Raw genomic sequence first — 23,015 nt, 5'->3', positions numbered from 1 at the left:
TTCGTGATTGGCTGTGAACTGAGTTGTTTAAAATTTTACGTAATTTAGAAAATTTCTTACCTATTCATAACTGTATTGTTAATCTGGCGTTCATATTACTTAACAGTTTTCACCTATACTAGGGAAATAACCTGTGGAGGCATGTATTTACCTAGCGCTTCAATAATGCCGGGAACTAGGTTCAAGCGCGGGCAGCTGCTGCGGTATGCAAAACCAATAGTTCGGATAAATCTTTCCGAATTTATGCGGATATAAGCGCAGTTCAGATCCCGTTTTTTACACTCTTCAACGCCCATTGCAGGAAGAAGTGTGCAGCCCATACCTTTTGATACATACTGAACTAATGTTTCAAGGCTGGTGGCGGAAAGGTCTGACGGAAGGTTGGAGCCTACTGATTTGTCCTTGCAAAGTGCCAGTGCACTATCTTTTAGGCAGTGCCCACCCGCGAGCAGGATAATATCTCTGTATGGTAATTCGCTTTCTTCCACACTTTCTTGCCCTGCAAGAGGGTGATCTTTGTGAACCGTGAGGTAAAGTTCTTCATCGTACAAATCAACGGTTTCGACACCATCGCGCCGTTGCGGCATGGCCATCATCGCGATGTCTACTTTACGGTCTATCAGGTTATCTAGAAGAACTGCGGGCCCTTGTTCACTGAAAACCAGTTGAACGCCTTCAAATTCCCTGCGAAGGGCATCGCAAATGGTCGGCAGCATATAAGGGGCCACCGTTGGGAAGATGCCTATCCTGATCGGCACGGCAAGAGGATCACTGTATAGCTTCACCAGATCAGACATTTCCTGCATGCCAACAAGCACGGAGGCTGCGGCATCCATAAACTTGCCACCTGCATCGGTTAAACTAATACCAGTTTTCTTGCGGTCGAACAGAGTGAGGCCGATGCGGGTTTCTATCCGCTTTATCTGATTTGAAAGCGCGGGCTGTGTAACATTACAGGCTTGTGCAGCTCGGCTGAAACTTTGGTGTTGTACAACAGCGGAAATATATTCAAGATCGCGCTGGTTTACCTGCATCGTATAATCCTTCAATTTAAAAAATTAATAGAATATTAACTATGCTGGAACCGAAACAAAAATAACAATACTGTAATATGTGTTTAGTTTAGGGTCGGGGAAGCAGGGTTTTATGAACGGATCGTCAGGAAAAATTACCAGATGGCTTGAAAAAGCCCCTGCACCTTTATTTGTCCTATATGCTACCAGCGCGGCATTTATTACTTATTTTTGTATGTATGCTTTCAGGAAGCCTCTTACCGTCGGCACCTTTGAGAATGTTGTCGGTTGGGAAGGGGGTATTGATTTTAAAACCGCTTTGGTGATCTCTCAGCTTGTTGGGTATGCCGCTTCCAAGTGGATCGGGATTAAGGTTGTTTCTGAGATGACTGCTGCAAGGCGCGCACTTGCAATTTTGTTATTGATTGGGATAGCAGAAATCGCGCTTGTCCTTTTCGCATTATTGCCAACGCCACTGAACCTTATTCCTTTGTTTTTCAATGGTTTGATGCTTGGCATGATATGGGGGCTGGTATTTTCCTACCTTGAAGGACGACGCACCAGTGAAATTTTGGGAGCAGGGCTGGCGACCAGCTTTATCGTGTCGTCTGGCGTAGTGAAATCAGTTGGGAAATACTTGATCCTTGATTGGAATGTATCTGAATACTGGATGCCAGCCTTAACGGGAGCTTTGTTCTTTGTGCCATTATTCATTGCTGTTTTCTTTCTTTCCAAACTGCCGCAGCCAACTGAAGAAGATGAGATGGAGCGATCAGCGCGAACTCCAATGCATAAGGCAGAGCGATTATCATTTTTGAAAGATTATATGGTAGGACTGTTAGCTCTCGTGCTTGCCTATGTGGTTTTCACAGCTTTCCGGGATTTCCGGGATAATTTTGCTGCTGAGATCTGGATAGCGCTTGGTTTTGGTGATGCGCCGAGCATGTTTACCCTTTCTGAAGCACCAGCCACACTTATAGTTCTTGTGGTGCTTGGTGCGACTATGTGGATTAAAAGCAGCAAGTTTGCATTAAAGCTCTATCATATGATTATTGCCGTAGGCGCTGGTATTTTGGCTCTCGCTACCTATGCTTTTCAGGCAGGCATAATTGGGGGCGCGCTATGGATGGTGCTTTTGAGCTTGGGATTATACCTCGCCTATGTACCATTCAACTGTATCCTTTTTGACCGTATGATGGCAGCAGTGAAAAAGCCAGGGAATGCGGGTTTTCTTATCTATCTGGCTGATGCTTCGGGCTATGTGGGAAGTGTTGGGTTAATGCTCTATAAAAGCCTTGCAGCGCCTGATTTGAATTGGATCGAATTCCTGGAAGGGTTTGCCTATATAACTGCCGCTGTTGGTCTAATTTTGGTGGTTTTATCAAATTTATATTTCAGTAAGCGTATTCATACATAGAAACGTCATATTAAGTTTGTTATGTAGTAACGAAATTACCTGAGAGGCCATGATGAAGCTGGATAGAAGACAATTTAATAAAGCTATTGGATCAATTGCATTTGCTGGGCTTGCGGCAAGTATGGCGGGCTGTAGCCCATCTGTTGCGAGAGAGAAACTACAAGCTTATGGCCCGCTTATTAAAGATCCTGATGGCCTTCTCGATCTGCCACAAGGCTTTAGCTACAAGGTTATCTCCAAACTTGGCGATAAGATGAGTGATGGCTGGACGGTACCTGACCGTGCTGATGGTATGGGTTGCTTTGCGCTCAGTGGCTCAGAAGTAGCACTTGTGCGAAACCATGAATTAAAGATTGGTCACACGGGTGAGGGGGCTTTTGGTGAAACAATACCGGAAGGTGTTGAAGTTTATGACACCAATGATGATGGTGAGATCATGGCAGGCGGCACTACCACCATTGTGTATGATGTGATGAGCGGTGAACGTGTGAGAGAATATGTAAGCCTTGCAGGTACGATCAGGAACTGTTCTGGTGGTGTAACACCGTGGGGGAGCTGGCTGACCTGTGAAGAAGATGTAACGAATGCGGGTGATGGCGCTCATCGCGATCATGGCTATGTTTTTGAAGTGCCGGCGGATGCAGGCGGCGTAGTTAACCCTGTGCCTCTTAAGGAAATGGGGCGTTTCAATCATGAAGCTGCGGCGGTGGACCCTCGCACCGGCATTGTTTACCTGACTGAAGATCGTGACAACAGCCTCTTTTACCGTTTTATTCCAAAGGTAAAAGGTAAGCTTGCAGAGGGTGGAAAACTGCAGGCGCTAGTTCTCAAGAAAGCCAAGGGTATGGAAACCCATAACTGGAATGATAAAAATCTGACAGTAGGTGTTTGGGAAGCTTCAGAGTGGGTTGACCTGGATAATCCTGAAAGCCCGGAAGATGATCTTCGTTATCGCGGGCAGGAAAAAGGCGCGGCAACCTTCGCTCGTGGTGAAGGTATTCACTGGGGTGATGGTGAGCTTTACTTCTGCTGCACCTCCGGCGGTGCTGAAGGTTATGGACAGATTATGCGCTATAAACCTTCTGAACATGAAGGCGAGAGCGGTGAGGCTGATAATCCGGGGCAGTTGCAGTTGTTCCTTGAATCCAGAACATCTGAAGAATTTAACTTTGGCGATAACCTTACTGTAGCACCAAACGGGCACCTGATTGTGTGTGAAGACCAATATAGTCTTGTTGTGGATAACCATCTGCGCGGTGTTACCCCTGAAGGTAAGTTATATGATTTCGCGAAATTACAGTCTCAGACAGAACTTGCGGGCGCTTGTTTCTCACCTGATGGTTCTACACTATTCGTGAATGTTTATAGCCCTGCAAAAACACTGGCAATTACGGGGCCGTGGGTGGATTTTAAAAACGCTTAATGGAGAAGGGGCTTAAGCCCCTTTTTTTATGCTGACACGACGGCTTTAATCAGCGCCAGCGTTTCTTCGTTCCATTCAATATCTGATGTCTCTAAACGGTTAAGGCGGTGGTATTCCGCAGCAGCGAATTTGCTTTCACCTAAACCGTTTTCTTTCTGGTCAGCGGCCTCCAGCAGTGTAATGACATAATAAAAGATATCTGCCATCTGTTCGATTAGCTTCTTTAACTTCATGGACTGCAATGCCGTGCTGGATGATTTGCATGCTTCCATATCTTTCCTGAGAATGGTGAGATAGCTTTCTGCCTTTGCTTTTTCAGATGTGACAGAAGCGGGAAGCATAGCTAGATAATCTTCCATTGCTTTAAAGTAAGCTTTATCATGAGCATAGCGAGCGATATCCCGCTGCACCTGCACGATAAGCGTATTATGGGTGCCTTCCCAGTTCTCGTAAATCACACTGTCCCTGAGTAGACGCGGCAGGCTTGATTGTGTTTCAATAGCGCCGTTACCGCCCAAAGTGTCAATTGAATGGTGGACATTATCAACCACGCGTTTTGAGATAATGCTTTTGCTGATGTTGGTCATCAGGCGGAGGAAGGCATGCATATAGTCGGGCATCTCTTTACCTGTGTCCGCATCGTCCTGTCCAGCAAGCAGTGCGTACATACCAGCAAGACCAACGGTTACGTCAGTTTTTATGCCCGCAAGGTTTTCCTGTACTAGCGGATAATCAATGATGGTATTTCCAAAGGCTTCCCGGGTATCTGCATAGTTTCTAGCAGTTTGATACGCACGCTCGTTCATGCCGAGAACGGAGATTGCTAGTGAAATGCGGGAGAAATGAACCACCTGTTCCATCATGCGGTTAAAGCCGCGCTCTACGCTGCCCGCAGGCACTGCATAGGCATCGTGAAAATCAATCTCGGAAGAGGCAAGGGCTTTTGTACCCATTTTTTCCTTCAGGCGGCGGAAGGTGAAGTCATTCTTGCTGCCATCAGGTTTACGTGCTGGTACGATGAAGACTGACAGCCCTTTGGTGCCTTTAAATTCTTCGCTGTGGCGAGCAGTGATAACCATTAATTCAGCATTAGCGTTAGAGCAGAACCATTTTTCGCCGCGAATACGCCAGTTGCCGTCGCTGTCCTTCCAGGCCTTGGTCGCGTTTTTACCAACGTCTGATCCGCCCTGAACTTCTGTAAGGAACTGGGATGACGTGAAGTTATCGTCGTAGTTTGGCACTTCAAGCATATCAATCCAGTGCTGACGCTCAGGAAAATCATCTACATAACGGAGCAGGCGAACAGTCTCAAACGTGCAGGCAATTGGGCAGTTATGGCCAGCTTCACCGGAATATGAAGACAGAAGGAAAAAAGCCATTCCTTCTTTCAGGCCACCCATCGTGCCGAGCCGCTTGATCATGCCAGAGCCGTAGATGATATTCCCAGCTTCGTTATATTTGGGGTGGTGGATGATGCGGTCATCCCGGTCACCAATACCGTTAAAATGTTCAACACGCGGGTTGTTGAAGCGGAGGTCATTTTCCATCACGGCCGGTTCAAGTTCAGCTGGAACTCGCGCGCCGAAAGAAACTAATTCCGGGTGCAGTTCCTCATATTCATCGCCAAGCCAATACCGGAATGTGTGAACAATATCTGGGTCAGTCAGGTAAGCATTTTCTTGCATTTTTGCCATCCACTGGCGCATGCCTTCTCGACCTTTGTTCTGTTCAGGACGCGTTTCTGCAGCCCCCATACGTTTTTCATCCAGTGCGGCTGCCGCATCTTTGGCTAAATTCTGGTTCATGTTCATCTTTCGTCCTCCAACCCGCAGAAATGAGCGATTTTCATCATTATCTTCTTGAATTTGGCTGAAATACTATGGTATTTAGGACAAAATGTTTGGTGTACAGGTCAAAGGAATATGATCATATGAGCGGTAAGAAGATTCTGGTGTATTGCCCGAAAGAAAGCCTTGGGTTCAGCGCTTATATGATTCAGGAGCTTTGCTGGGCTGCTATTCAGATCGCTGGAAAAATGAGCGCAGGTCTCGCCATGCACATCAATAAGCCGCAGCATAGCGTTCAGCTTGTAAGTGCAACTGGGGAAGCGTCTGCATCTTCCTCTGGCGTTACCATTGTTCCTGATGCTTCTATTGCGGATGTGGAAGACGCTGATGTGGTGTTTCTTTCTGCTTTTTGGGGGAGTGGGGATAAAGCGCTTGAAGCGGAACAAGATTTAGTCCCGTGGCTACAGAAGCTTGCGAAGAATAAATGTATGATCGCCGCTATCAGTAACAGCCCACTATTTCTTGCAGAAGCGGGGCTGTTGAATGGCGAAGCAGCAACCATTTATGCCCCCTATGCGGATGAATTTAAGGCGAAATATCCGGTAGTAGACCTAAAGCTTGAGCGTGCGATCACGAGTGCTGGTAATATTTACTGCGCAGACGGTATAGCTTCCAGCTGTGATATGATTGTTCTTATTCTCGAAACTTTATTTGGCCCCAGCGTTGCGCGTGAAGTAGAGCGCAGGTTCCTTATCGGTTTTAACCGTAGTTACATGGTGAATACCATTGATTTTGATGGGCAAAAATTCCATCAGGATACAAAAATTCTAGCAGCGCAAAAATGGATTGAGCGCCATTATGCACAGGATATCTCTATTGCAGGTGCTGCGGATATGGCGGGAATGAGTACGCGTAATTTCAGCCGGCGCTTTAAAGGCGCTACGGGAGATACACCAAATGAGTATCTCCAGCGTGTACGGGTTGGGGCGGCAAAGCTACTGTTAAAGAATGGGCGTGATCGAATTATCGATGTTTCCCACAAAGTGGGTTATACGGACCTCGGTTCCTTTAACCGTATATTCCTGCGTATTGTGGGAGAAACCCCTAGTGAGTACCGGAAAAGCCAGTTGCAGTAAGTTGCTGTTTTTCAGCCATCTTATACATAAGCGGCAGGATATTCTTTTGGTCCATAATAGAGGGATCAAATTTATCCTGACTACTGTATTTCAGGATTAGCTGTTGGTTGCTCATGCTATCCCCAAGGAAAGCCATAGACCAATCATGGAATGTACGCGTGTCAATACGGTTGACACTGATAAGATCAATGGCGCCATGTCGGTGGTCGGCGCAGATATGATTGCAGAAGATGTTACTTACTTTCCTGCGCTGCCCTTCAAGAATTTGCACGAAATACTTACCGTGGAGCCATAGGGCACCAGTAACATTTTCGGCTTTATTACGTTTTCTAGCGGACTGGAGCAATTGCTCCATATCCAGCTCGGTTGAGCGGTTCACTTTGCTTGCGTAAGTAAGCTGTATCAAGGAATTTGGCATAACTCTCTCCCACGGGCCCCCAACGCCTTTTACGTATTTGTACAGTGGTGGATCACTAATTATGACAAATTTTGTAAGATTTAAGTGTTAACAAAAAATTACCAGCTCAAAAACTAGCTAATAAAGCTAGAGGGGGTGATCTGAGTCGTCATTTTTCGAGACAATCAGATTGTACAGATTTGCCTTATATTAAGAATGGTTCTTAAATACTGTGCAGCGTGATGTAGTTTTTTCTATTAATTATATAGCTTTACCTAGTGCTCGCCGCTTATTTACAAAATTGTCAATGTTTACGTAGTTGACAAACTTACGAGTTTTTGTCAACTACGTCTCATGGAACAAGATCTTTTACTTATAAATGCGATGGATGTGTTCATCCGTTACGGTTTTAAAAAAGCTTCAATGGATGATGTAGCAGCGGCTGTTGGTATGTCCCGGCAGGCGATTTACAAACGCTACCGCAATAAGAAAGACCTGTTTCGGTCTGTCATTGAGTTTGGCATGAGAAGCTCGAAAGAGGCTGCGATAGCATCTCTTAGTATCAAAGGGCTTTCGCCAAAAGAAAGACTGCTTCAAAGCTGTTTTTGCTGGGGCGGGCAACATATCGAACGTATGCGGTCTTCACCGCATAGTTTCGAGGTGATTGCTTTTGCCAATGCTGAAATGAAAGACCACGCCAGAGCAATGGAGGAAGAATATACGGAAGCAGGCATTGAAATGCTGCTGAGAGAAGGGCTTTGCTCAAGCAAAGATGAAGCCTTCAATATTCTCTTCACCATTGAGATGGCATCTAAAGGGTTATTCCATTGGGGTGAAGATTTGCGCTCCTACATGGAAGGTGTTGCACAGGTAATAAACACGCTTTTGCCACGGGGGGAGCCGTGTGAGGTTAACGAAAGCCTTGATGTTTATACCCAGGTAATGAACCCGAGTTGCGACGAAGCGAGTGAGATATAGCCCCGATAAAGAGGGTAACAAGCTCACCGTACATATGGCGAAAGCCAACGGAATGTTGTTCAGAGTGCTCATTATGAGTGCTCTTGAGCAGGTTATGAATGTTTGAATATTGAGTAGAGAGGGCGCTATGCCACAAGTGGAAAAGAAATCTATCTCCTCCCGTTTTTCTTTTGTTTACGGTCTCGTTGCACTGGCGGGCGGTGTTTTTGTTATGATGGCGGCAGGCGCCAGCAATAATGTTGCAGATGCCGCGGCTCAAAACCGCCCGGTTGATAAAGGGCAGCTTGTTGAAACCATGACGGCAAGTGCGGTAGATGGAAAATATGTGGTGGAAGCACCAGGTCGGCTTCAGTCGCGCCAAAACCTTCTTATTGTTGGTGAAGTTGCCGGTAAGATCACTTATGTGAACCCTAAATTTGTTCTTGGAGGCCGTTTTGCTGAAGGCGAAACATTCTTCCAGATCAACAAAGCAGATTATGAAGCTGAGGTAGCTCGTTCTAAAGCAGGTGTTGCAAGCGCTGAAGCTTCCCTTGTTCAGGCTCGCCTTGATAATGAGCGCCGTCTTGATCTTGTTAAAACGGGTGCTGTTTCGGAAGCATCACGGGATCAGGCTGTTGCTAATCTCGCTGCGGCAGAAGCTGGTGTTGCGCAGGCGAAAGCAAGTCTTATTCGTGCTCAGGAAAATCTGGAGCGGACCACCGTTAAAGCGCCATTTCCTGCGCTTGTAACATCAGAAAATATTTCACTGGATTCCTATGTTTCACCAGGGCAGGAGCTAGCTCGTATTCTTGATACACGCGCCGGCGAACTGGTAGCAGGGCTTTCCCCCCGAAAGGCCGCAGCGGTAACGAGAGCGCTTTCAATCCTCGCTGAAAGTAAACTCGTTGCCGTTGCCAAGCCTAATGAAGGCTCGGTAGGTTCCGGTACATTAACTGGTTATGTGGATCAGTTTTCACCATCCATTGATGCAGCGTCACGTACGGCTCTTGTAGTTGCTGTATTTCCTGAAGCCTTTAGCGCTGAAAACGCAGGCCGCGTGTTTGCGAACGATTTCATGACCCTTGAAATTGCTGTTGAGGCTGATCAGCAGGTATGGCGTGTGCCAGTTGGTGCTGTGCGCAAAGACAGCTATGTATGGGTGGTGAAAGATAGCAAGCTTTCAAAACGTTTGATTACGGTGATTGACCATGAAGGCGAAAATGCGCTTGTAGCGTCTACAGACGGCCTGGAAGGCGAGCAGCTAGTGCTTTCTATCCTTTCTGAAGAGCATGAAGGCCTTAAGGTGCGTGCTGCTTCAACTGCTGTTGCGCAATTGCAGTAGGGAGCAAGGACCATGAAGGGTTTAATCAAAGGCGCTCTCGAAAACCGGGTAGCTGCCACACTTTTTGCTTTTGTATTGATTATGGCGGGTTTGCTTTCATTGCAGACGCTGAATGCTCGCTTGTTCCCTGAAATTATCATTCAGGGGGTAACAATCACTGTTCCTTATCCAGGTGCAACTCCGACTGAGGTGGAAACTTCAATTGTTAAGCCAATTGAAGAGCGCCTTGAGGGTATGGAAGGTGTTCGTAAAATCACGGCCCTAGCAGCAACAGGTGTTGCTAGCGTGCTGGTAGATATTGAAGACGGTGAAAGCATTCCGGATATGCTGGATGATATCCAGACAGAGATTAACCGGATTACTGTATTCCCACAACGTTCTGAACGCCCGCAAGTGGTTCATACAGAGCAAGACGAGCTTATTGCACTGTTGATTATCTATGGTGATAAGAGTGTCGAGGAATTGAAGCGTGTTGCGGAACGAGTGCGCTCTGACCTTACTGATTTAGATGAAATCTCCCGTGCAGCTGTGAATGGTGCACCTCCATATTTGATCGATATCTCAATCAGTGAAAACACACTGCAATCTCTTGGTTTATCCCTTGGTAATATCTCTGATCGTATTGGCGAGCAAAGCCTTGATCTATCGGGTGGTGAAATTGAAAACAACAGGCAGAAACTTCTTGTTCGTTCAACAGGTGAACGCCGGACAGGCGACCAGTTCAGGAATGTTGTGTTGGGTTCTGGTGAAACAGGTACACCGATCCTTCTTGAAGATGTAGCTGATATTAACGACGGTATTTCCGAAGCCCCTATTCAGGCAATTTATAAAGGTAAGCCTGCAACGTTTGTAACGGTATTCCGTACGGGTGATGAACAGATTCTCGATCTGGCAAATGCTGTGCGTGGGTATTTCGCTGAAGATATTCAGGGCGTTCTTCCTGAAGGTATAGAAACTGCCTTCTGGCGCGATGAAGCGTCTATTCTTGAGCAGCGTATGAGCCTGCTTTCTGAGAACGCGATCCTTGGTTTGATCCTTGTGTTCCTTCTTCTTATGGCATTTCTTGATATCCGTATCGCGGGATGGGTGGCTTTTGGTGTGACCGTGGCTTTCGTTGGTTCGTTTACACTGATGAGCATCTTTGGTGTAACCATCAACATGCTTACGCTTTTTGGCTTTATTCTCGCGATTGGTATCGTGGTGGATGATGCGATTGTGGTGGGTGAAAATATTCATGGTACTTGGCGCAACCAAGGTGTAACGCCCAAGGAAGCAGCGAAAATTGGTGTGCTCCGTGTATCGACGCCCGTTCTGTTCTCTGTGACCACAACCATTGTAGCTTTTGTGCCGCTCCTGTTCCTGCCGGGTACGTTTGGGCAGTTCCTTGGCCCAATTGCCGCTGTTGTGATTTGTGTGCTCGTGCTTTCGCTGTTTGATAGTTTCTTCATCCTACCCAAGCACTTGTCACATCTGCGTGTTGAAGGCCCGCGTCGTTTCTCACCGCGCAAGATTGCTGATCCGTTCCGTAACTGGTTTGCGTCTCGTCTGCGTAGGTTTACAGAGGGCCCAATTCGCCGTGCGGTAACAACTACTGCTGCCCACCCACTTGCAACAGTACTTGTGGCATTTGGTATCTTTATGGGTTCTATGTCGCTTTTGACAGGTGGTGTTGTGAAGGTGGTTTTCTTCCCTGCGGTGGAAGGCGATTATATCACTGCAGAACTTGAACTATCTGAAGCAACGTCCAAAGAACAAACTCTTCGCTATGCGGATTACATTGCGAAAGCAGCTGAAGAAGCTGCGAAGGATTTTGAGCTGGATGATGATCCGCTCCGCGGTGTGTTCACATCGCTTGGCCGTACAGTAGCACCAGCTACAGCGGCACCTTCGACAGATGGCGGTGCTGCATCGAATAAGGCTTATATCGAACTACTCTTAAAAGATGCATCTTCTCGTAATTTCTCAACAAGCGATTTTGAGAAGCTATGGCGCGAAAAAGTAGGTGAAATCCCGGGTGCGCAGAAACTTACTTTCACGGCTGATCTGGTCTCACCTGGTGCGCCAATTCAGCTTGAAGTTAGTACGCGCCTTGATAGCGATACCAGATCAGCGGTGGCTGAAATTGTACGTGAGCTAAAATCGTTGCCAGGTGTATATGATGTGCGGGATGATCGTTTCCGCACAACTGATGAAGTGCAGATTTCATTGAAGCCTCTCGCGCGTTCGTATGGCATTTCACAGGAAGATCTGGCTCGTGAAATCCGTGCAACTTTCTTTGGTGCTGAAGTAACACGTGTTCAGCGTGATCGTGAGGAAATTCAGGTGCGTGTGCGCTTGCCGAAGCAGGAGCGCCTTTCTGTTGAAGCAATGAAAAACCTGCGTATCCGTGTGGGTGATGGCTTCATTCCAGTAACAAGTCTTGCTGATATCAATATTGAACCAGCACCAGCGGCTATCAACCGCATTAATTCGCGCCGTGTTTATACGGTTTCGGGGTATGTTGATACTGCGCTGATTACTGCAGGTGAAGCGACTAACTATATCCTCAATGAGGTCCTGCCACGTGAAGCTGAGAACTTTGATGGCCTTCATATTACGCTTTCTGGTAACCAGGAAGAACAGGCTAAAACGGTTCCAGCTATTGCCCGTAACTTTATGATGGCGATGATGGTGATCTATACGCTTCTTGCGCTGAGTTTTAAGTCATACTCTCAGCCGGTTATTGTGATGATGGCGATCCCGTTTGGCTTTATGGGCGCGCTTATTGGTCACGGCTTGCTTGGTATGGATATGACGCTTCTTAGCATGTTTGGTGTGATCGGCCTTAGTGGTGTGATTATCAACAACTCTTTGATGGTAGTTAGCTTCATCAATGACCGTATTGCGGAAGGTGAAGAGTACCACACAGCGGTAGTTGAAAGTGTGCTGGAACGTTTCCGTGCGATCCTTCTTACGACATTAACAACCTTCCTTGGTGTGACACCAATTATCCTTGAGACAAGCGTACAGGCGCAGTTCCTTGTGCCAACGGCGGTATCTCTTGGCTTTGGTATTATCATTGGTACATCAGTGTTGATTTTCACAATTCCAGCGCTTTCTATGATGCATCTGAAGGTGTTTGGCCATCATAGCCGGAGAGGCAAGAAGAAAGCAGTTGCTGCGGCAGCTGCTGAATAAACCTCAACCAATAACTTTTAAGGCGCGGGCGGCTTCGGCTGCCTGCGCCTAATTATAATAACCAGATTGGGGGATGGAGAAGGCAGTGTTGAAAGTGTTAAAGGGTATTTTGATTGTTCTGGTGTTGTTGATCGTTATCGCAGCCGCCGTGATTTATTCTATAAATGCAAAAAATATTGGTGAAGATAAACTTGCCCGATCTACTGCATTCAATGGTGAGAAGTTCGTCAATATTGATGAAAATAAAAAAGCCGCTGGCGATATCTGGAAGATTATCTCAGCCTACCGTGGACTTGATACAACAGACCACGAGCCTACTGTTACAATCCCAGTTCAGAAAGTAACACGAGCGCAGTTGGATGCGCTGCCAGATAATAAAACCCATATTATCAAGCTTGGTCATTCAAGCCTGCTGATAAAAGGCGCAGGTAAATACTGGCTTGTTGACCCGGTGTTTTCAGAACGTGCATCGCCCTTCAGTTTTCTTGGTCCCAAGCGTTTTCATGAAGCGCCGATCAGTATGGATGCATTGCCTGAAATCGAAGGTATTATCATCAGCCATAACCACTATGATCACTTAGATAAAGGGGCCATCCAAACCTTAAAGGCGAAAACAAACCGCTATTTTGTACCGCTCGGTATTAGTGGTGATCTCATTTCCTGGGGTGTTGATGAAAACCGTATCGAAGAGTTGGTGTGGTGGGAGAGTATAGAGCATGCAGGCCTCAAGCTTACATCTGTACCAGCTCAGCATTTCTCAGGCCGAGGGGTAGGGGATAGTAATATCACGCTCTGGACTGCTTGGGTGCTTGATTTCGGTGGTGATAAAATTTTCTATAGCGGTGATGGCGGTTATGCGAAGGAATTTGCAAGAATTGGTGAAAAGCTTGGCCCGTTTGATATCACCTTTATGGAGGTTGGTGCCTATAATGAATTATGGCCTGATATCCATATGACACCAGAGCAAGCTGTGCAGGCACATGTTGATTTAAATGGGCGTTTTATGGTGCCAGTTCATAACGGAACTTTCAATCTGGCAATGCATACATGGTATGAACCGTTTGACTGTGTGCTCGTGGAGGCAGATCAGAAAAATATAGAATTGATAATACCAAAGTTTGGTCATGTTATTACTTTAGATTATCTGGATAGCTATAGTCAGGATCGTTGGTGGCAAAAGCTTAAATAACTTAGAAAAATTGCTACGCCGTATCTTGAAAGTTCGGAAAAAGCTTGTAGTTTCCTCACAAAATTTTTGCACAGCAATAAAGCTCGGGTGGTATGCCGCTCGGGCAATTCAGTGGGGGTAGTATGTTTGAGTTTTTAGTTGCGCCGTCGTTTATGATGGCGACGGTTTCCATGGCCGAAGTTAATTTCAATACTGTCGATGATGATATCGAAGTGATCGAGATTAAAGGGCGTAATGTCGAAAACATTGGTAAGGTAACAGCGGGTTCAAGCGGGCTTGTTGGTTACGATGATCTGAAAAATCGCCCAATTTCCCGTGTTGGGGAAATTCTTGAAGTTATCCCTGGGCTTGTGGCTACCCAGCACTCTGGTACTGGTAAAGCAAACCAGTTTTTCCTTCGTGGGTTCAATCTTGATCACGGCACTGATTTCGCGACATTCGTTGATGGTGCACCAATCAATATGCGTACACACGGTCACGGCCAAGGGTACACAGATCTGAATTTCATTATCCCTGAACTTGTTGAACGCGTGGAGTTTAAAAAAGGGCCATACCATACTGACGTTGGTGATTTTGGTTCTGCGGGTAGCTCTTCCATTTCCACCTACAATCGACTTGATAAAAATATCGCAAGCGTAACGTTTGGTGAAAATGGTTTTGCGCGCGGCCTGGTTGCGGCAAGTTTTGATATTGCCGAAGATGTTCACTTGCTTACAGCAATTGAAGGTAACCTGTATGATAGCCCATTCGAACGTGAAGAAGATCTTGAAAAGTTGAATGCATTTGCAAAACTTTCCGGCACTTCTGACGATCTTCGTTGGAATGTTGGTTTCAACTATTATGATGCTAGCTGGAACGCTACAGATCAGGTCGCTAACCGCGCGGTAGAAAGTGGTTTAATTGGCCGTTTGGGTACGCTTGATGAAGACTTGGGCGGTAATACCGAGCGCTTTGCCATTACAGCGAATGTTGCAACAGAAGATACAAGTTTTTCTGCCTATTATGTCAACTATAGCTTCAACCTTTTTTCTAACTTCACATATTTTCTGAATGACTCAGTGCGTGGTGATGAATTTGAGCAGTTTGATGACCGCTCCATCTTTGGCGGTAATATTCAGCGCCACTGGCATTTGGATGCGCCTGTACCAGTTAAGTTTACGGTAGGTGCAGATATCAGGCATGATGATATTGGTGCTGTTGGGCTTTACGGTACTGAAGGTAGGGTTCGCCACACGCTTATTCGTGATGATGAAGTTTCTTCAACCAGTTATGCAGGTTTCGCTAAGGCTCAGTTCGAGCTTGCGGAGAATGTAAGGTTTGAAACAGGCGCAAGGCTGGATCATATCGCTGTAGATGTAAATGCAACGATTAACGAAAACAGTGGTACGGAAACTGATACAATCGTATCGCCTTCAGCTTCTCTGGCGTGGCGTGTTGCTCCAGAGATTGAATTGTATGCTAACTACGGCGAAGGTTTCCATTCTAATGACGCCCGTGGCGGTACAATTAATGTGGACCCTGTTACTGGCGACGCAGTTGATGCTGTACCGCTTTATGTGAAATCACGTGGTGCTGAAATTGGCGCACGCTATGAAACAGAAAGATTTAAAGCAGCTTTAGTTGGTTTTTGGCTAAACCTTGATTCTGAACTTGTGTTCGTGGGCGATGCTGGCACAACAGAAGTGAATGATGGCACACGCCGATTTGGTGTAGAAGCCAGCGTGTTCTGGCAGGCAGCAGACTGGCTGAATATGCATGCATCCTATGCCTACACTCGTGCTCGCTTCCGTGGCGGTGTAGCTGAGGACCGTATTCCGAATGCTGTACCAAGTGTGTTTAGTGCGGGTGTAGATATTGATCCTGCTGATAATATCTCCACCAGCTTTATTCTTCGTCATTTTGGTGGTGCGCCACTTATTGAAGACGGTTCTGTTAAATCAGAGAGTACAACAACAGTAAACTGGGGTGGTTATTATAGCTTCAGCAATTTCAAATTGGGTGTTGAGGTCCTGAACCTGTTTGATAGTAAAGACCCGGATATTAGCTATTTCTTTGAAAGTCGTCTCCCAGGTGAAGCAGCCGGTGTTGAAGATCTTCACACACATCCGCTTGAACCAAGGCAGCTTCGCGTGACCTTGCAGGCGACATTTTAAATAACTGGTCTCGAGCAATTATATATAAAGCTGCTCGTCTTTTGAAGGTGAGCAGCTTTTAGCGGGTTATTGTTTTTGTAGTGCAGCAATTTGTGCTTTTGCATTTGCACACCAGGTACAGCCTTCATCTGGTGCAATATCTAGCGACCGCTGATAACTGGCGATAGCTTGAGCTTTATCGCCTTTAGTCCGATACCCTTCGCCCAAACTTTCCCACAGATTGCCTTTTCCGGGGAACAATTCGATATTAAGTTTGAACAAAGCGATCGAAGTTTCGTATTGGCCTTGTTCTTCAAACGCGATGCCCACCCGGTTTAATAAAGATGGTTGCATTATCGGTTTGCCAGTTTGCTTCTCAAAATATTCTGGCAATTTCGCTGCATCAGCTGCAGGCTTGGATTGCATAAATTCATAGACCACTCGATGTGGAGAAACTGTAAAGGCTTTTGGCACATAATCTGGTTCAAAAATCATGCGGTGTATCTGGTAGGTTGGCCATTCTGCTGTGGAGGTGTTGCTCGCATATATAATGGTTACGTCACCTTCTGGATACCAGGCAAGTCCAGAGAAAAATATGCCGTTTCCTCCGTTGTGAGTGATTAAATCTTTTCCGTCGTAACCAGACCGAACGCCCCAGCCATACCCGTTGTAGCCGTTAGATCGATTAGGAATTGGCACGTGCCTGGTGAAGAGCTGATCTCGGGTAGATTCCGACAGTATCTTATCTGTCTTCAGGGCCTCCAACCACATGTAGAGCTCGTTGGACGTGGTTGCCAGACCACCATTGCCTACTAGATTCCATGATACGCTATCATCTTTAAGGTACCGCTCTAATGTTGTTCCTCTAGGGATGATACCGTGCCAGTATTGTTGCGCTAAAGATTGTCCTTTCCGTTCTGGCAAGAGATAGCCTGTTTGCTCTAGTCCCGCAGGCTTGAAAATGTTTTCGTTTAGGTAGGTTTCGTAGGAAGTTCCGGAAACCTCCTCAATGATGGCAGCTAGCAAGCTATAGCCCGCGTTGGAATATTTATAATCCCCAAGTTCTAATATTAACTTGCTGGCTAATGCTTTTTTCAAGAACTCGTTTTTAGTAGTGCCGTCAAAGTCACCACCAAAACCAAAATCAAGGCCAGAGGTGTGGGTTAATAGATGATGGACAGTTATGTCTTTTTTATCATCAGGGGTATTAGGAAAAAACTTATCTAAGCGATGGGTAGTGGATAATTTCTTTTGGTCCACCAATTTCATAATAGCTGCAGCGGTAAACTGCTTGGTGTTTGAGCCAATATCAAAGACTGTGTCGGGAGTATTATCTACACCATTTTCCTTATTGGCAAAGCCGTATCCTTTGTTCAGGATAATCTTACCATCTTTTGCGACCAAAAGAGTTCCCGCATACCCTTTCTCTACCCCTGATATCATATAATTGTCTATTCGCGCGGCGAGCGCTTTATCAGAAGGGTTATATTCTGGATCGGAGGCTTGTGAATGTGAGGCGGCAAAAATGCAGGTGATTAACGCAAATATATGTTTCATTTCCTTTGAATCCCCGTGAAGTGCTGTCGTTATATTTGTTTGTTTTATTGATGTGTTAGTACGTCTCATAATTTACTAATCACAATTAATTGTTGTGATGATATATACCGTTATTTATTTGTGTTTACAGGCGTAAACAAAAAGGCTTTACATTACCGATTACATGTGTAATCAATAAGCCTATGACAGATTCAAATACACATATCAGTGAAGCTGAAAGCAAGGTTATGGAGGCGCTGTGGCGCACCTATCCTTTAAGCGCAGAAGATATTACCGGTAGCGTTGGTGAAGAGCAGAACTGGCGCACGGGCACGGTGAAGACTCTTCTTAATCGCCTGCTTTCCAAAGGGGCTATTTCAGCGGAGAAACAGGGTAAGAAATACCTCTACAGCCCAGTGCTTGCGCGTGATGAGTATCTCAGTACCGAAGGTGAAAGCGTGCTGAACCGCTTGTTCGGAGGTAGTGTGTCTTCATTGGTATCCCACTTTTCCAAACATGAAAAGCTGGACCAGAAGGATATTGCTGAACTTAAGAAGCTGATTGGGGAATTAGGCGATGATTGATTTTCTGATGTCTGTAGCTTCCATGGCTGTGGCTGCCACGTTTGCAATTATTTTGGTGCTTTTATGCAGAAAACATCTTCAGGATTTTTTTGGAGCACGTATTGCATATGCGTTTTGGGCGATTGTTCCGATTGCCATGATCGCCAGTATGTTGCCCGCTGATGTTGTTTATAAAGTAAATGTTCTGCCAGAGATTGAAGTAGCAACCATAAAAGATAGCACGGTAGCTGTTCAACCTCGTGAGATGGCGGAAAGTGCATTTGTACCGGAAGGTAATAAGCCCTTCTTCTATTCCCTCAGCATACTTGGTGGGATGTCTGTTTTCTGGATTGTTGGTGTTGGACTGAAGGTAATCCGTATGACCGTTCAGCAGCGACAGATTATGAAGCAGAGCGGGCTTAAGAAAATACATGGCAATGTGTTCAAGGCATCCAGAAATGATGTTGGGCCGGCGGTGGTTGGTATTTTAAAGCCTCGCATTATTGTGCCAGAGAATTTTCATTCTGTTTTCTCAGAAGAAGAACAGAAGCTTATTTTGGCGCATGAACAATCTCATATTCAGGCGGGTGATCTGCGGGCTAATTTGGTGGCCGCTGCTATCAAAGCCGTGAACTGGTTTAATCCACTTGTTTATGTAGCCTTTAATTATTTCAGAATGGATCAAGAATTTGCGTGCGACGAACGGGTGATGCGCACGCACCATACTCAGCGAAAGCTATATGCAGAAACGCTGTTGAAGTCCCAACTGATGTTCCAGCATACAGCGCCTTTCAGCTGTGCGTGGAAACCATCTGGTATGCACCCACTTACACAACGAGTTGGCAAATTAAAAAACGGAGAACCAACCATGACACGACGCACACTTGGATTAACTGCTCTAGCGGTATCTGCTCTCACGATTGGTAGCAGCGCATGGGCAACACTGGCTTCAAATACGGTTTATATTGAAAGCCCTTCAGCAAGAGTTGCTGAAGTTACGGATAGTGAAGAAGCTGAGCTGGGTTCGGCATTGGTGACTACGCTTCTTGAAGGGCAACGTCAGGCAGCACGCGTACTTGTAAAATCGGGCGCTAACGTAAATTATTTCATGCCGGGTGATGGTACACCACTTTTAATCGCTGCTGATAATGGTGATTTAGGCATGGTTAATATGTTGATTGAAGCTGGCGCTGATGTAAATAAGCCCGCACCGGGTGACGGAAATCCGCTGATTGCCGCAGCTGGTTCTCGGAATCTAGATATAGCTGGCCTGTTGGTTAAGCACGGTGCTGATGTGAATGGTTTTGTTCTTGGTGATGAAACACCACTTATTCAAGCTGTTCAAAACAATGATTATGCGATGACGAAGTTCCTCGTTGAGAACGGTGCAGATGTGAACCTTCGTGTGAAAACTGGCAACGAGATATATGGCCGGGCAGAGTACCGTTCACCTCTTGGGCAGGCTGAGCTGAAAGCATCCAGCAAAATTGTTAATTATCTAAAACGGCAGGGTGCAACGCCTGTTGTCGGTAAAGAAGATTAATCCAAACACTTCCAAACATCTGGCTGCTTTAATTCTAAACTAAGGTGGCCCTCAATAAAGCCCGAACTCTGCTGTAGACTATGCGGCAGAGAACGGAAAACCTATGTCACGACAGTAAGGAATTCTTATGTCTATGTTTTCAAAACGGTTGCAAAAAGCCGGGAAAACCATCGTTGGTGCTGTGCTCGCAACCAGCATGCTTTCATCAGGCCAGGTATTAGCGGTTTCAAACCTTGATAAACTGGAGCAAAACCTGCGGCCTCGTTATGCGGTTGGCTCAGAAATGCCTCGCTTTAACCTGGCTGAACGTATGAAGCATTACGGTGTGCCAGGTGTTGCGATTGCTATCATTAAAGATGGCAGGCTCCATGAGGCAAAAGGTTTTGGTGTGCTGCAAGCCGGAAATGCTACGCCTGTGGATGGTGATACACTTTTCTCTGTTGGTTCTGTTAGTAAGGTGGTGACAGCCGCGCTTATTCACCGAATGCAGGATGAAGGAAAACTGAATGTTGATAGAGATATCAATGATTTCCTGAAAACATGGAAACTACCTGATGATCGGAAGTGGGATGATGGTAAAATTAACCTGCGTATGATCCTTTCTCACACGGCTGGCTTTAACGTTCACGGTTTCCCAGATTTTCTGCCTGGAGAGGAATTGCCAACGGTTTATGATACCCTGAACGGCACCGCGCCTGCACGGACGGATGCTTTAAGGCAGGTTTATAAACCGGGTAGCCGTTACCGTTATTCTGGCGGTGGTTACACTCTTGCTCAACTACTCGTGTCAGATGTTTCAGGTAAATCATTTGAAGATACTGCAAAGGGCACACTTTTGACCCCACTAAGTATGAACAGAAGTAGTTTTGAAAACCCTCTGCCCGAAACTGTGCCCAATGTTGCGAAAGCGCATAACCGGAACGGCGAAGCGGTCGCGCTGCCAAGAGGATATGAAGCTATGCCAGAAATGGCTGCATCAGGTTTTTGGACAAGCGCGAATGAGCTCGGAACCTTAGTTGCTGCACTCATCGAGAGCTACCGAACCAATGAAGGTTTCCTGAAGCAGGCAACAGCAGTGGACATGATGACAAAGGTAGCAACTTCTGTTCACGGAATGGGCCCGCGGCTGCAGGGCTCTGGTTTGAAACGGGTTTTCCATCATGGTGGCGCGAATGATAGTTATCGGGCCTGGATTGAAGGTAATCTGGCAACTGGTGATGGGCTTGTGGTGCTCACCAACGGTTCCGGTGGCAATAACCTGTATGTAGAGATTAGAAATGCGGCTGCCGATACCTATGATTGGGTGATTAACGAACCTGTATTGATCCCAGAGATCAAATTGCCTGAGGCCATGATGGCAAGCTATACTGGAACGTTCAAACCATCTGAAGAATTCACCAAGTTACACCGTGAAAACCTGATTGATTATTTTTATGATATGCCGCTCATTATCTCAGCAGAAAACGGGAAGTTAATGGTGGGGAGAGAAGGCTCAGACAGGAAAAGTGAGCTTGTTCCAACCGCAGGTAACCGGTTTATGGTGCCAGCCCTTAATGGCCGGATGGGGACTGCAGAGCTAATTTTCCACAGAGATGGCCATAAGAATGTAATCGGGATGACACTTAGTAATGACGGGAAACGTTCTTACTACGATTATATAAACGAATAAATATTGGCTCCCCTACATGATGTGGGGGAACATTTCTTCTGCGAGAGTTTTCAAAAGTTCAGCTGCGGGCATAGACCGAATACGTGCTACTTCTGATCCGGCCCACTGAGCCCCAAAGCCGTTTTCACGCATGGCTTTCGCAGCTGTATTTATAGCTTTTCCTGCATCATATGCGATGGGATAGTCTGGGATAACACTGCCGGAGATTGCTTCCCCAAATTCTGTGAAACGATTTCGAATGGATCTGGCTGGTCGCCCAGATACAACGCGTGTCATTGTCGTTTCCTGTGCGCTTTCGACTGCAATGCGGTGGTCTGCGTTAATGCAGGTTTCAGGGCAGGTAACAAAGGCTGTGCCCAGCTGTGCAGCTGCAGCTCCGCTGTTCAGAGCTGCGGATATATCTTTCCCATCCATCAAGCCACCTGCGGCTATGACGGGCATAGAGATATGTTTGGTTAGAAGCCTTAGCAATTCACCAAGGGGTAGCTTTTCATCTGCCGCATCCGGGTTAAAGCAACCACGATGGCCGCCAGCTTCCCAGCCTTGTGCAACAATTGCATCTATCCCTTTTTCTTCAGTAAGCTTCGCTTCTGAAAGGTTTGTCGCCGATGCCAGCAAATAAATGCCAGCATTCTTTAGCGCATCTATTGTGGTTTGGGAAGGAAGGCCAAAATGAAAGCTAACAACAGCAGGCTTTTCTTCCAGAACCATGTGAAGCATGTCTGGGTTCTCATTGAAGGTTAAATATATTTCCTTCAATTCCTCTGGTGCGTCTGCGTCAAATTCGTCAAAGAGCGGCTTGAGTGTTTCCAGCCAAACCTGTTCTTTCTCTTTGTTTTGCCGTGCGGGTGCATGACAAAAGAGATTAACGTTAAAAGACTGATTTGTGAGGGCTTTAAGCTGCTGGATATCACTTCGAGCTTTTTCAACACTGGAAGCCCCCAGTGCAATAGAACCCAACCCACCTGCGTTTGAAACAGCCGCAGCTAGTTCTGGCGTGGAGACACCGGCCATTGGCGCCTGAATAATAGGAAGTTTCAGGGAAAGCTTCGCCATAAGAGAATTTGAGTATGTTAGTGTCATTACTATCTATTTAGGTTTTGAGATGATTTTACAAGGAGTGCCTTGAGGAATTCTCCTTCGGCAAGACCATTTATCCTATGATCTTGCCGAAGATATAATAATGACAGGCCCATGGTATTAAGGCTGGTAAGGAAGTGAAGAATGGTGGTGTACGATACGGAGTGTACCTTCTTCATCCTTCTTGTAACCCCAGCTTTTGTCTACTTTCGTAACGTTGCCGTCTTTGTCTGTGAAGGTTACCCAACCCATCCACATGCCAACATCACCTTCAATGAAGCTCGCTGATGTTTCTGATACTACTTCGCGCCAGCCTTTGATGCCGAAACCGCCATCAAGTGGGAAGTTTTCATCATGACCAACGAAGTAGGCTAGGGCGCCTTCTTTTGTTGGGCGGAATGTTTTCTCACCGCTTGCAAGCGTTGGTTTGAATAGAACCGGGCCAAGGTTATAGCCGTATGCCGCGTCAAGTACGTCATTCGCTAGCGCTCTGGCTGCATCAATGCCGCCTTCTTCATATGCTTTTGAAATAGCAATAAGCGCATTTCCCCATGCTTCGCGGGCTTGTGTTAATTCTGTTTCTGTAATTGGCATCATGTCCTCCATTGATTAGATTTAGATATATAAAAAAATCCCGATGCTACAATACGGCTA

17 protein-coding genes are annotated in these 23,015 nt (G+C 46.2%); 11 read left to right on the top strand and 6 right to left on the bottom strand.

All coding sequences use genetic code 11. The features are described from left to right. Positions 1-113: 113 nt before the first annotated feature. A complete protein-coding gene (locus MF542_RS14355; protein WP_247020662.1) occupies positions 114-1,034 on the bottom strand; it encodes a LysR substrate-binding domain-containing protein in 921 nt (306 codons plus the stop codon). A gap of 112 nt (positions 1,035-1,146) precedes the next feature. Here MF542_RS14355 and MF542_RS14350 point away from each other — a divergent pair, with 112 nt between their 5' ends. Together MF542_RS14350 and MF542_RS14345 are read left to right on the top strand one after the other, a co-directional pair. Continuing rightward, positions 1,147-2,430: a DUF5690 family protein gene (locus MF542_RS14350; protein ID WP_247020659.1), complete on the top strand. Its 1,284-nt coding sequence runs from the start codon at positions 1,147-1,149 to the stop codon at positions 2,428-2,430. Between the two features lie 52 nt (positions 2,431-2,482). Then, positions 2,483-3,853, top strand: coding sequence for an alkaline phosphatase PhoX (locus MF542_RS14345; protein WP_247020657.1), 1,371 nt, complete (start codon positions 2,483-2,485; stop codon positions 3,851-3,853). A gap of 26 nt (positions 3,854-3,879) precedes the next feature. Here the strand turns inward: MF542_RS14345 and MF542_RS14340 are convergent, their stop codons facing one another. Continuing rightward, on the bottom strand, positions 3,880-5,658 hold the full coding sequence (locus tag MF542_RS14340) for an acyl-CoA dehydrogenase family protein (protein WP_247020655.1): 1,779 nt from the start codon (positions 5,656-5,658) through the stop codon (positions 3,880-3,882). A 125-nt stretch (positions 5,659-5,783) separates the two neighbouring features. On the opposite strand from MF542_RS14340, the gene MF542_RS14335 reads away from it, so the two are divergent. Next, a complete protein-coding gene (locus tag MF542_RS14335) occupies positions 5,784-6,776 on the top strand; it encodes a GlxA family transcriptional regulator (RefSeq protein WP_247020653.1) in 993 nt (330 codons plus the stop codon). On the opposite strand, the gene MF542_RS14330 is transcribed toward MF542_RS14335, so the two are convergent. Then, a complete protein-coding gene (locus MF542_RS14330) occupies positions 6,745-7,194 on the bottom strand; it encodes a BLUF domain-containing protein (RefSeq protein ID WP_247020651.1) in 450 nt (149 codons plus the stop codon). The two genes, MF542_RS14335 and MF542_RS14330, sit on opposite strands and share 32 nt — an antisense overlap. A 333-nt stretch (positions 7,195-7,527) precedes the next feature. Here MF542_RS14330 and MF542_RS14325 point away from each other — a divergent pair, with 333 nt between their 5' ends. The 5 genes from MF542_RS14325 (at position 7,528) to MF542_RS14305 (ending at position 15,991) form a co-directional block, all read left to right on the top strand. After that, positions 7,528-8,151: a TetR/AcrR family transcriptional regulator gene (locus tag MF542_RS14325; RefSeq protein ID WP_247020649.1), complete on the top strand. Its 624-nt coding sequence runs from the start codon at positions 7,528-7,530 to the stop codon at positions 8,149-8,151. 127 nt (positions 8,152-8,278) lie between these two features. Continuing rightward, entirely contained in the window at positions 8,279-9,472 is a 1,194-nt protein-coding gene (locus tag MF542_RS14320) for an efflux RND transporter periplasmic adaptor subunit (protein ID WP_247020647.1), read from the top strand. Positions 9,473-9,484: 12 nt separating this feature from the next. Further along, positions 9,485-12,649 (top strand): efflux RND transporter permease subunit, encoded by a 3,165-nt coding sequence (locus MF542_RS14315; protein ID WP_247020644.1) that lies wholly within the window; start codon positions 9,485-9,487, stop codon positions 12,647-12,649. Positions 12,650-12,734: 85 nt separating this feature from the next. Further along, positions 12,735-13,838: an MBL fold metallo-hydrolase gene (locus MF542_RS14310; RefSeq protein ID WP_247020642.1), complete on the top strand. Its 1,104-nt coding sequence runs from the start codon at positions 12,735-12,737 to the stop codon at positions 13,836-13,838. Between the two features lie 122 nt (positions 13,839-13,960). After that, complete coding sequence (locus tag MF542_RS14305; protein WP_247020640.1) at positions 13,961-15,991, top strand: TonB-dependent receptor; 2,031 nt, start codon at positions 13,961-13,963, stop codon at positions 15,989-15,991. Positions 15,992-16,057: 66 nt separating this feature from the next. Here MF542_RS14305 and MF542_RS14300 read toward each other — a convergent pair whose 3' ends face one another. Next, complete coding sequence (locus MF542_RS14300) at positions 16,058-17,527, bottom strand: serine hydrolase domain-containing protein (protein ID WP_247020638.1); 1,470 nt, start codon at positions 17,525-17,527, stop codon at positions 16,058-16,060. Between the two features lie 182 nt (positions 17,528-17,709). On the opposite strand from MF542_RS14300, the gene MF542_RS14295 reads away from it, so the two are divergent. The 3 genes from MF542_RS14295 (at position 17,710) to MF542_RS14285 (ending at position 21,281) form a co-directional block, all read left to right on the top strand. Beyond that, on the top strand, positions 17,710-18,090 hold the full coding sequence (locus MF542_RS14295) for a BlaI/MecI/CopY family transcriptional regulator (RefSeq protein ID WP_247020636.1): 381 nt from the start codon (positions 17,710-17,712) through the stop codon (positions 18,088-18,090). Continuing rightward, a complete protein-coding gene (locus MF542_RS14290) occupies positions 18,083-19,612 on the top strand; it encodes a M56 family metallopeptidase (protein WP_247020634.1) in 1,530 nt (509 codons plus the stop codon). The genes MF542_RS14295 and MF542_RS14290 overlap by 8 nt, the downstream gene beginning before the upstream one ends. A 127-nt stretch (positions 19,613-19,739) precedes the next feature. Then, positions 19,740-21,281, top strand: coding sequence for a serine hydrolase domain-containing protein (locus tag MF542_RS14285; RefSeq protein ID WP_247020632.1), 1,542 nt, complete (start codon positions 19,740-19,742; stop codon positions 21,279-21,281). A 12-nt stretch (positions 21,282-21,293) separates the two neighbouring features. On the opposite strand, the gene MF542_RS14280 is transcribed toward MF542_RS14285, so the two are convergent. Both MF542_RS14280 and MF542_RS14275 read right to left on the bottom strand, forming a co-directional pair. After that, the gene (locus MF542_RS14280; RefSeq protein ID WP_247020631.1) at positions 21,294-22,364 is read right to left on the bottom strand and encodes an NAD(P)H-dependent flavin oxidoreductase; all 1,071 of its coding nucleotides are present in this window, start codon (positions 22,362-22,364) and stop codon (positions 21,294-21,296) included. A gap of 117 nt (positions 22,365-22,481) precedes the next feature. After that, a complete protein-coding gene (locus tag MF542_RS14275) occupies positions 22,482-22,955 on the bottom strand; it encodes a phosphoribosyl-AMP cyclohydrolase (protein WP_247020629.1) in 474 nt (157 codons plus the stop codon). Between the last annotated feature and the right edge of the window lie 60 nt (positions 22,956-23,015).

This window comes from Kordiimonas laminariae (assembly GCF_023008165.1).
Taxonomy (GTDB): domain Bacteria; phylum Pseudomonadota; class Alphaproteobacteria; order Sphingomonadales; family Kordiimonadaceae; genus Kordiimonas; species Kordiimonas laminariae.
Note: the sequence above shows the minus strand (reverse complement) of the source record. Positions and strands in the feature narration are given on the sequence as shown.